Annotated in this window: 8 protein-coding genes; 2 read left to right on the top strand and 6 right to left on the bottom strand. The window is 33.5% G+C overall.

Features of this window, described 5'->3' with window-relative positions; translation table 11 throughout:
* Positions 1-44 precede the first annotated feature (44 nt).
* The 6 genes from G0Q09_RS05650 to G0Q09_RS05625 form a co-directional block, all read right to left on the bottom strand.
* On the bottom strand, positions 45-947 hold the full coding sequence (locus G0Q09_RS05650; protein WP_114999197.1) for a tyrosine-type recombinase/integrase: 903 nt from the start codon (positions 945-947) through the stop codon (positions 45-47).
* A gap of 148 nt (positions 948-1095) precedes the next feature.
* Entirely contained in the window at positions 1096-2751 is a 1656-nt protein-coding gene (locus tag G0Q09_RS05645) for an IS1182 family transposase (RefSeq protein WP_219034227.1), read from the bottom strand.
* Between the two features lie 186 nt (positions 2752-2937).
* Positions 2938-6114: an efflux RND transporter permease subunit gene (locus tag G0Q09_RS05640; RefSeq protein WP_219034226.1), complete on the bottom strand. Its 3177-nt coding sequence runs from the start codon at positions 6112-6114 to the stop codon at positions 2938-2940.
* 13 nt (positions 6115-6127) lie between these two features.
* On the bottom strand, positions 6128-7198 hold the full coding sequence (locus G0Q09_RS05635; RefSeq protein ID WP_219034225.1) for an efflux RND transporter periplasmic adaptor subunit: 1071 nt from the start codon (positions 7196-7198) through the stop codon (positions 6128-6130).
* A 12-nt stretch (positions 7199-7210) separates the two neighbouring features.
* Positions 7211-8524 carry a TolC family protein gene (locus G0Q09_RS05630; protein ID WP_219034224.1) on the bottom strand — a complete coding sequence of 438 codons (1314 nt, stop codon included), beginning with the start codon at positions 8522-8524 and terminating at the stop codon, positions 7211-7213.
* A 7-nt stretch (positions 8525-8531) separates the two neighbouring features.
* Entirely contained in the window at positions 8532-9122 is a 591-nt protein-coding gene (locus G0Q09_RS05625; protein ID WP_219034223.1) for a TetR/AcrR family transcriptional regulator, read from the bottom strand.
* Between the two features lie 143 nt (positions 9123-9265).
* On the opposite strand from G0Q09_RS05625, the gene G0Q09_RS05620 reads away from it, so the two are divergent.
* A complete protein-coding gene (locus tag G0Q09_RS05620; protein WP_180904757.1) occupies positions 9266-10243 on the top strand; it encodes a YpdA family putative bacillithiol disulfide reductase in 978 nt (325 codons plus the stop codon).
* A gap of 39 nt (positions 10244-10282) precedes the next feature.
* On the top strand, positions 10283-10987 hold the full coding sequence (locus tag G0Q09_RS05615) for a class I SAM-dependent methyltransferase (protein WP_219034222.1): 705 nt from the start codon (positions 10283-10285) through the stop codon (positions 10985-10987).
* Positions 10988-11074 lie beyond the last annotated feature (87 nt).

Below are 11074 nucleotides of genomic sequence, written 5' to 3'. Positions count from 1 at the left end.
GGTAAAGTTTTGGTTGGATAAATCTACTTTTTGCAATACATGGGCTACTTCCCACTGCGGCTGCATAAAGCAAAAACGGTATCAAGTGGACTGTGTACTTTTTGTTGCTCCAATTGGCAAACATGTAAATATTCCATAGTGGTCTCCACCCGTTCATGCCCCATCAATTTCTGAACTTGAAGGATATTTACGCCATCTTCTAATAAATGCGTGGCATAGCTATGGCGCAAAGTATGCGTGTGCACATCTTTTAAAATACCTGCTTTTTTACTGATAGATTGAACTGCCCATTGAACACCGCGTTGACTGTAACGAGAATCAAAACCCTTGGCATCTTTCGTGTTTCCTGTAAATAAAAAAGTAGTGGGATGTTCGGCTGAAATATATCTTTTTATTCCCCGTATCAAATGATCAGATAAAGGAACATATCGATCTTTTTTTCCTTTACTTTGAACGATATGAAGTTGTTTTCGATCGAAATCTAAATGCTTTAATTCTATGTTCCGAACTTCCATACAGCGTAAACCACAGCCGTAAATCAAGCCAATTAAAACACGATGTTTTAGCAGTTCTGCACTTTGAAGCATCTTCCAAATCTCTTCTCGACTTAAAACAACAGGAAGCTTTTTCTCTTTTGGAATCGATGGTAAATGAAGATAATCGTAAGGAAGATTCTCTGTTTTTAAAAGAAATCGAAGTCCGTAAACCGTATGTTTAAAGTATGATTGCGAAGGACTTAAAGAACGTTGCTGCAGTTCAAATAAGTAATCTTTAACCTGCTCGGGATGTAATTCCGTAGGAAGAATTCCAAAATGCAACGCCATTGCCGCCACATGCCGAGAATAATTCTCGAAAGTACGCTGGCTTCTGCCTAAAATGGAAATATTTCGCTGAAAACGTTGCAGAAGTTCAGAAAAACCCGTAATTTCACTACAAGCGCGATTAATGTATTTGTTCGCTCTTAATTCCTCCGGAGATTTTTTTTAGTTACCATAGTATCAATTGTTTAATATTAATATACTAAGGTACGAAATCATCGCAGCGAAAGCTACTGGAGGTTTAGTTCAACATTGGTAACTGTTGCACAACTCCAATTTACAGTAAAAAACAGAATATATGACCTCGTTTAAGCCTTTTTAAGCGAGGTTTATTTTTAGAAAAATATATTAATGTAAAATTAGGCTTGCTTAAAAACTCTCTTTTTAAGGAGTGAAGGAGTGATTTTGTAGAAGCGTAGTTCTTCCCTTGTTTTAAATAAATAACTTGGGCTAAAACACTTGATTTTTTGACTGTAAAGCGTAGATATTTCTTCAAGTTGTAAGATAAACTTGACATTAGTACATGTTTATTGGCTTTAGACATTCCTCTGCTGTTGATTCGTTTTAGGTTAAAGAAGTTAATCAACGTTCCTAAAACTGGTTCTACTGTTGCACTTCGGCGTTTAACTAACCTGCGATGATAGGCTTTGTTTTGGGTGAGTTTTTCGTGCATTTTATCGTAAAGTGGTTTATGAATACTTTCTTCCAGCTTTTTAAACTTGGTTACCTTTCCACAACACTCGGCTCTTAAGATGCATTTACCGCAGTCATGTTCAGAGCTTCTATAACTTTTCTTTTCGTAACCTTTACTATCAATTAAAGTTCGTTTAAATGGTAAAAAAGCTTTATTTCCGCCTTCTTTAATACATTCGTATCGATTCTCTTCTTTATTAAAAATAAAGCCTTCTCGTTCGGGCTTATACTGTCCAAAGTTGGGAATCCAAGCGTCTAAATTATGATTTTCACAATATTGTAAATTAGCACCGCTACTATAGCCCGCATCAGCTAAAACTTCTCCTATTTGAATCTCGTTTCGTTTAAAATTTTCAATCGTTTGATCCATAATTTCTGCAAAGATAGCACTGTCTTTACTACCAGCTGTACTAGCACAAGCTCCTGTAATCACGTGGTGTTTATCATCAACAGCTAATTGTCCAGCATAGTTCAGTTGGCGTGGTTTACCTGGTTTGGTCGAGATTTTCGCATCAGGATCTGTTGGGCTATAATGGGTATGATTACTTAAAAACTTTGGACGAATATCTTCACCATCTTCATTTTTTTGAAGCGTTTTCACATGTCCCGGCATTCCTTTAAACGCTTCCTTTTTCCAATTATGATGTTGTTCTACCAACTTCTTTCGAGTTGATGTTACAATTCGACTAGGCTCACTGCATGATTTGAATTCTGAATTTTCTTCAAACTCATTCACAAAAGCAAAAGCATCGTTTAGAACCTCTTTTTCAACCAGAGAATCCATACTTGCGTTTGCTTTGATAAAGGCAGAGTCTACCGCCTGACGTTTACCTGAAACCATGCCTTTGTTAACACACAGTTTTAAAACTAACTGAAATAATTGCAAGAAAACTTCTTGGCCAAAAAACGCTCTTGTTCGGCTAATTGTTGAATGCCAAGGCAACTCTTCATTTAAATCATAACCTAAAAATAAACGAACATCCAAGCAATTACTACAATAACGAATCAATGCTCTGTCGCTATTGATATTATTCAAATAACCCACTAACAATATTTTAAAAAACACCACAGGATCTATACTTTCTTGACCTTGAGTACCGTAATATTTTTGAGTGGATCTATACAGAAAATGTAAATCTAATACTTGATTTACTTGGCGATAAAAGTTATCAAACGGTACTAACCGATCTAAACTTAATTCATAAAAAAGTTGTGGAGTAAATTCTTTTCGTCCTTGCATACAACAAAATACGAAAAATTAGTCTATTTTAGAGTTCTGCAACAAGCACATCGCATTAACAAAATAACGAGTTTCAACTAAATAAAAATCCTTGTCAAGGTTTAGAACTTTGACAAGGATTTTTTTATGTATCAATTAAAATAATAAAAACTGAACGGGTTTGATTAAATATCTAAAAACGAAAGATTACTCTTCCCATTCTTCTTTTATTTGTCGCGCTTCATAATCTGCAACCATTTCTGCTTCATAATCTACTTTTTCTCCTTTTGAGAATCGACGAATTGCACTATCGAATAATGAATAAACCACAGGAACAATAATTAAGGTTAGGAATAATGAGGAAACTAATCCACCGATAATAACCCATGCCAAACCGTTGTTCATCTCTGCTCCTGCTCCTTCTGCCAAAGCAATCGGAATCATACCAAAAACCATGGCGATAGTTGTCATCAAAATTGGACGAAGACGTGCATGATTGGCTTGTACCAAAGCATTGTGTGTTGTTTCTCCTGCTTCTTTTCTATGGTTTGTAAAATCGACTAATAAAATGGCATTTTTGCACACCAAACCAATCAACATAATCATTCCGAGAATCGTGAAGATATTCAACGAATTATTAGTTAAAGCTAAAACCACAAAGACTCCAATTAATGATAATGGAATAGAAAACAAAACCACGAAAGGATAAATAAACGAATCATACAAAGCAACCATCACCAAATAAACTAAAATAATTGCTGCTAATAATGCGTAACCTAATGTACCAAAACCTTCGGATTGATTTTCTTCATCTCCACCCCAAACATACGATACACCGGTTGGTTTTTTACTATCAATTTTTTGTAAACTATTTTTGAAATCAGTCACAATATCACCCGTTGTACGACCAACAGATTGCGCTTGCACAGTTACAGAAGGTGTTTTATCACGACGCTCTAAGAAACTTGGTCCAGAACTTTGTGTAACCGTTGCAAATTGATCCAAACGAATTTGTTGTCCTTTATCATTCATAAATATCAAACTACGAACATCATCGATATTCGAACGATTAAAATCATTGTACTGAATATTAATATCATATTCGTATTCACCCGCTCTAAATTTACCATCTGTATTTCCAGAGAAAGCAGTTTGCATCGTCAAACCAACTGTTTGTAAATTCAATCCTAAAGCAGCCATTTTATCACGGTCAACTTGCACATTAATTTCAGGATTTCCGGCTTCTGTCGTTAATTTCACTTCCGAAGAACCCTTAATTTGCTCTAATTCGTGTTTTGCTAATTCAGCAAATTTCATGGCGCTTTCTAAATTTGGACCTGTCACAACCAACGCTATTGGCGCTTGTTCCGCTCCAATTAAACCAACTGGAACAGTTTTAACCTTAGCACCAACTAATTCTTTTTCTAAATCGCGTTTTACTTTTGCCGCATAAATAAATGAATTGTCTTCACGCTCTGATTTATCATTTAAAATAACGTCTATTTCTGCTTTATAAGCTGTTGCTTGTGCTGCTCCAAATCCTTCAGAACTTTGACCAACAGTTGTAATCATATCAACAACTTCTTTTTTACCACGTAAAAATTTTTCTGCTTTTTGCGTCATAAAATTTGATTCCTCTATTGTTGCATCTTTTGGTAACTCTATTTGAACTAAGAATTCACCTTTATCTGTTTTAGGGAAGAATTCACCACCAATATATTTTCCTCCCATTAAAACTCCAATAACTGCAAATAAAACGATAAATACCCCAATAAAAACTCCAATTCTACGAACGGTAGATTTTAAACACCATTCTAACATATCAGAAATGAAGTGGGTAAATTTCATTAATTGTTTTTCGAACCAAAGAATAAATTTCTCAAAAATATTTTTCCCTGTGATATGTTCTAATTTCCCGAAACGAGAAGACAACCAAGGAACAATTGTAAATGACGACAATAAGGATAGTAAGGTTGCGATAACGACTGTCACACAAAACTGTGCAATAATATTCGCCACCAAACCTGTACTCATTGCAATTGGTAAGAATACCACGACAATTACCAACGTAATAGCTGTTACTGTAAATCCAATTTCTTTTGCCCCATCGTATGATGCTCTAATTTTCGATTTTCCCATCTCCATGTGACGGTAAATATTCTCTAAAACAACGATAGCATCATCCACTAAAATCCCTACAACAAGCGATAAACCAAGTAACGACATCAAGTTTAAGGTATACCCCATTAAGTACATTCCGATAAAAGTCGCAATTAACGATGCTGGAATAGAAACCATTACAATAAAAGCATTACGAATACTATGTAAAAACAAAAGCATTACAATTGCAACTAAAACAACTGCTAAAACTAAATCGAAAATAACGTGATCTGCCGCAGCCAATGTAAAATCAGACGTATCATTTACAATCTGAATTTTAAGTCCTTCTTTCTTATAATCTGTTTCAACTTTTTTGATGGTTTCTTTCATCAATTCAGAAACAGCCACCGCATTTGCATCTGATTGTTTTACAACCTGAACAATAATCGCAGAACTCTGATTAACACGTGCAATTTTTTCTACTTCTTTCTGAGAATCTTGCACAAAAGCAACTTCCGATAAACGAACTTGAATTCCATTATTCGAAGAAATTACCAAATTATTTAATTCATCAACTGATTTATATTTTCCAGAAAGACGAATAATTGTAGAGTTTTCACGTGTTTTTACACTTCCTGTTGGGAAATCTAAATTCGAAGTTAAGATTGCTTGCTGAACTTGAGGCACAGATAATCCATAACCTTTCAATTTCACAGGATCTAAACTTACCTGAATTTCACGTTCTTGTCCTCCAATCAAATTTACTTGCGCAACACCTGTCACACGCGATAAAACTGGTTCTATTTTTTTATCTAACAAATCATACAAATCTTTTTCTGTCAACTTATCAGACGTTACACCAGCTGTAATAATTGGTAAATCACTTAACGAGAATTTCGTCAAAGAAGGCGGATCTACATCATCAGGTAAATCTTTCTCAATGGCATTAATCTTACGTTGCGCATCATTCAACGCTAAATCTGCATTTGCATCAGAATTCAACGTCACCATTACAACTGATAAACTTTCATAAGATTTCGATTCTACTTTCTTTACATTTTCTAAGGCTGCAACCGCATCCTCTATCTTTTTGGTTACAGAATTTTCAACTTCGTTTGGAGAAGCTCCAGGATAAACCGTTGAAATCGTAACAACATTCGTTTCAAATTTTGGGATTAATTCGTATCCCATTTGCGTATAACTAAACAATCCTCCTAATGTTAAAATCGTGAATAACACGATAATCATTGTGGGACGTTTAATTGATATTTCTGCTATTTTCATGGAAAAACTACTCTTATTTTACAACTTTCACTTTCGTTCCATCTTTCAGATTAATCTGACCACTTGTCACGATTTCAGCTCCATCTTTAATTCCACTAATAATTTCAACTTCAGTTCCAACCGTTTTCCCAATCACAACTTTCGTTAATTTCGCTGTATTATTTTCAACCACGAAAACTTGTCCAGAACTAATTCCGTTAACAAAAGCATTCGCTGGAACAACCAATACATTTTTCCCTGCATTTACATCATCTTTTGTCGAGAAAACTGCCGTTCCGTACATACCAGCTTTTAAACCAGAATTATTCGAAACTTGAATTTCTACTGGAAAGTTTAATGAAGCATCTGCTTTAGGCGCAATAAAAGAAATTTTTCCTGCAAATTCTTGATCAGGAAAAACACTCGCCAATACTTTGATTGTTTGTCCCACTTTCAAATTCACAACTTCAGCTTCTGTTACTGTAACTTGTAATTTTAGTTTTGACACATTAACAATATCAAACATTTGCGAACCCGGTGCTACTACAGATCCTGGCTCTATGTAACGCTTGTTAATCACACCAGAAATAGTTGCTTTTACATTGGTATCACGAACACGTAAATTTTGTGCAGAAACCGCTGCTCTTGCATTTTTTAATTGCAAACGCGAATTATCCAATTGTTGCTTTGTTACTCCTCCAGTTTTGTACGCATTTTCGTAACGTTGATTATCTATAATCGCATTTTGAAGATTATTTTGTGCTTGAGTTACATCAACCTCAATTGCATCTTTTTTAATCGTCGCCAATGTTTGTCCAACAGAAACATAACTACCTTCATCTACCAATACACGAACAATTCTTCCTGAAATTTCTGAAGGAAAACTCATTTCCTGAAATGGCGCAAACGTTCCGTTTGACGTATAATCTGTATTTAAGCTTTCGTATTTTGCTTTAATTGTATTTACCACAACCTCATCGTTACTAGCATTTACAATCGCAACTTCCTCTTCTTGCTTCGCTTTGTTATTTTTGATGATGTAAACTGCTCCACCAATCAAGCCAGCAGCAATTAATATATAAAGTAAAGTTTTTACTGATTTCATAAATCGGTTCTATTATTGAATTAATATTTTTAAATCTCCTTTTGCTTTGATTAATGCGATTTCGGCAATTTTATATTCTAACAAAGCATTTGAGTAATTATTTCTAGCATCTGTCAACGCATTTTCAGCGTCTAAAATTTCTGTCAAATTAGCTAAACCTTGTTGGTAATTATTTTGTGTATTTGCAAGTACTTTTTCTGCCAACGATACATTTTCTTCTTGAATATCGACACTTTTTAACGCATTTTCTATTTGCGCTTTTGCATTTTGATATTCCAAACTCAAACCAAGTTTTGTGTCATTCATTTGTTCTTCGATATCCAACAAATCAATTTCAGCTTGATTTATTTTTGCTTTTGTAGCTCCTCCAGAAAAAATCGGAACTTTTACACTCAAGCCAATCGAAGCTAAATCTGACCATGTATAAGTTTTTGAAGTAATAAATTTTTCACCAAAACCTTGCAATCCATAATTACCAGCCAAACCAACAGTTGGATAAAGATTTGCACGTTCAGCTTCTTTTGCAAAACCTAACAATTCTTTTTGTTTTGACAATACTTTAAATTCTGTTCTATTTTCTACATTAATTTGATCTTCTAACAAAACTAAATTCGGTGTGATTGTTTCTTCTGTCAACGTAATTGGCTGTTCTATTGGATAACCCATATAAAATTTCAATGCATTCTTGTTAATTTCTACTGCATTTACCAATTGTTGGCGAGATGAAGATATGTTATTTAATTGTACAACTATTCGGTCTAAATCAATAGGCTTTGCCAATCCATTATCCACTAAACTTTTGATAACATTGCGAACTTTATTCGTGTTTTCGTAACTTTTATCAATTGTTTTTAATTTCTCTTCTTGAATAAAAACTTGATAATACGCATTCGCTACTCGCTCTATAATTTGTTCATCTGTTAAATCCGCATTAATTTGGTAAAATTCACGTGTAGATTTTGCTGCTTTAAGTCCTGTAAAAACACGCTGATCAAAAATATTTTGATTAACCGTAACTCCCAAACTCGAATTCCATGGTTGTCCCATTTTAATGATAGTTGTTTGCCCTCCCATTGTCAGTGCAGTTTCTTGCACAATTGGATTATACTGTAATCCTGCATTTGCACTAACCTGTGGCAAAGCTCCTGCTCTAGCTTCATCAATTTTATATTCTGCTTTTTTGATAGCCAAATTCGCACGTTTAGCATCAGCTTTATTTTCTAATGCAAAATTTACTGCATCTTTAAGTGCAATAATTTCTTGGGCATTAGCAGAACTCATCAACGCTACAATCGCTATAGAAAGTAATTGTTTTAACCTTTTCATTGATATATTAATTATTAAAAAGTGTATTGAGAATAATTTCTTTTCGATCAGAAAGAATACGTTTGAAATCTTCGTCGCTCAATTTCAAATCCAATTGAAGTAGCGGACGAATTGTAAATGGATAATTAACCAATGAAATCATGTTTAACAAAAACTGAAGTGGCTCCATCTTTTTAATCGTTCCTTTTTCCATTTCTTCCTCTAATCTTTCGTAAAAAACATTTACAACTACATCTAAATCATCTTTCATTAACTTAGAACACATTGTATTATTTTTATTCATTTCGGTAACGATGTAAGTTTCCAAATATGGATACTTGATTGATGTTGCAATAGAATCCTCTATAAATTCGCCAATCATTTCTTTGATATCACGATTTCTATCAAAAATAGCACGCGATTTTTCATTACTTACTCGCGTAGCTTCTTCGTAAATAATACTAATTAAATTGTTTCGCGATCTGAAATAATAATTAATCAACGTTCTATTCACTTTCGCTTCATCAGCTATTTCTTGCGTTGTTGCATGAAATCTACCTTCACCAAAAAACATTCTTTTCGCTGTTTCTTTGATCAATTCTTCTGTATCGTCTTTCATATCTGTGCGGCTTTTTTATTTTGACAAAATTGTCAAACAAAATTATTAATATATTTCGTTAATCCAAATAGTTAAACATTATTTTTAAAAAAATTGAAGAAAATCATAAAGATTACCGAACTGATTATCCGTAAATTTGCTTGATGAAAGAACAATATGATTTGATAATTGTAGGTGCTGGGCCAATTGGTTTGGCTTGTGCAATAGAAGCGAAAAGAAACAATCTTTCTTATTTAATTATTGAAAAAGGTGCTTTAACAAATAGTTTGTACAACTATCCTTTGTATATGACATTTTTTTCGACTGCCGAACGATTAGAAATTGGAGAAATTCCGTTCAATTGTATTGAGACAAAACCTGGTCGACAAGAGGCGTTAGAATATTATCGAAACATTCATAAATATTTCAAATTCAATCTAAATCTATACGAAGAAGTTGAAACGATTAATAAAGTTGAAACAAATCATTTCGAAGTTAAAACATCAAAAAATAACTATTCAACTAACAATATAGTCCTTGCAACTGGTTTTTATGACATTCCAAACTTAATGAATATTGAAGGTGAAAATTTGCCAAAAGTTCATCATTATTACAAGGAAGCTCACCCTTATTCTTTTCAGAACGTAGTGGTTGTTGGAGCGAATAATTCTTCTGTTGATGCAGCTTTAGAATGTTATCGAAAAGGTGCAAATGTAACAATGGTGATTCGCGGAGAAGGTTTTACGCATCGACTAAAATATTGGGTTCGTCCAGATATCGAAAATCGAATTGCAGAAGGAAGTATCAAAGCTTATTTCAACTCGAATATTACTTCTATTGACGAAAATCAAGTTCATATCAAAACACCAGAAGGTGATATTTCAATTGAAAATGATACCGTTTTAGCTTTAACTGGTTATCATCCAAATTTCAATTTTTTGGAGAACTGTGGAATAACTTTCAGTGATGATGAATTGAAAACACCAACTTACAATCCCGAAACAATGGAAACAAATGTGGATGGTTTATATTTGGCAGGCGTTGTTTGTGGTGGTATGTTGACAAATATTTGGTTTATTGAAAATTCGCGCGTACATGCACAGCAAATTGTTGAGGCAATTTTAGCAAAAAATAATAAATAAAAGTTTCTGTATTAATCAGAAAATAAAAATAAAAATAACATGAAAGACCTTTTCGGACAGGCAATTTTAGATTATCAAACCAATCATTCGCCCGAAGATCTCTATACCGAAACATCAATTTCAGAGTTAGATGTGATGCCAATTGATTATCTTTTTCGAGAGTATGATGACATGCCTCCTCTAGAGCAAAAAGCACTTGATTTGTCAAAAGGAAAAATATTGGATGTTGGTTGTGGAGCAGGTTCTCATTCACTTTATTTGCAAGAAAAAAGTTCAGATGTTTTAGCGATTGATATTTCTCCAAAAGCGATTGAAGCTTGTTTGTTGAGAGGAATTAAAAATGCAAAAGTTCAGAATTTCCTTGAAATCAATGAAGCTGAGAAATTTGATACGATTCTATTTTTGATGAACGGAACTGGAATTTTTCAGAATTTAGTTTTAATTAATGTTTTCTTGGATAAAATCAAAAATTTATTAACCGAGAATGGTCAAGTTTTGATTGATGGAACCGACATTATTTATATGTTTGATGAAGACGAAGATGGTGGAAAATGGATTCCGAGTAATGGAAATTACTATGGTGAATTAGATTTTACGGTTCATTATAAAGGCGAGCAAGAAGAACCTATTCAATGGTTGTATTTGGATTTTGATACGTTAAAAAATGCGTGCGAATATCATAAACTAAAATGTACAAAAATAAAAACCGAAGGAGATTCTTATTTAGCAAAAATATCATTATAAAAAATTCATACTATTAAATACAAACTCACTAATTCAGATAAATTAGTGAGTTTTTTATTATGAGAAATTAAAATTTAATCGAATATT

The organism is Empedobacter falsenii (genome assembly GCF_019308355.1).
Classification (GTDB): domain Bacteria; phylum Bacteroidota; class Bacteroidia; order Flavobacteriales; family Weeksellaceae; genus Empedobacter; species Empedobacter falsenii_B.
Note: the sequence above shows the minus strand (reverse complement) of the source record. Positions and strands in the feature narration are given on the sequence as shown.

What these genes read in the sequence shown, in the direction of transcription:
- G0Q09_RS05645 (WP_219034227.1), bottom strand. Translation starts at nt 2,751, where the DNA reads ATGCAAGGACGAAAAGAATTTACTCCACAACTTTTTTATGAATTAAGT.
- G0Q09_RS05620 (WP_180904757.1), top strand. Translation starts at nt 9,266, where the DNA reads ATGAAAGAACAATATGATTTGATAATTGTAGGTGCTGGGCCAATTGGT.
- G0Q09_RS05615 (WP_219034222.1), top strand. Translation starts at nt 10,283, where the DNA reads ATGAAAGACCTTTTCGGACAGGCAATTTTAGATTATCAAACCAATCAT.
- G0Q09_RS05625 (WP_219034223.1), bottom strand. Translation starts at nt 9,122, where the DNA reads ATGAAAGACGATACAGAAGAATTGATCAAAGAAACAGCGAAAAGAATG.
- G0Q09_RS05630 (WP_219034224.1), bottom strand. Translation starts at nt 8,524, where the DNA reads ATGAAAAGGTTAAAACAATTACTTTCTATAGCGATTGTAGCGTTGATG.
- G0Q09_RS05640 (WP_219034226.1), bottom strand. Translation starts at nt 6,114, where the DNA reads ATGAAAATAGCAGAAATATCAATTAAACGTCCCACAATGATTATCGTG.
- G0Q09_RS05635 (WP_219034225.1), bottom strand. Translation starts at nt 7,198, where the DNA reads ATGAAATCAGTAAAAACTTTACTTTATATATTAATTGCTGCTGGCTTG.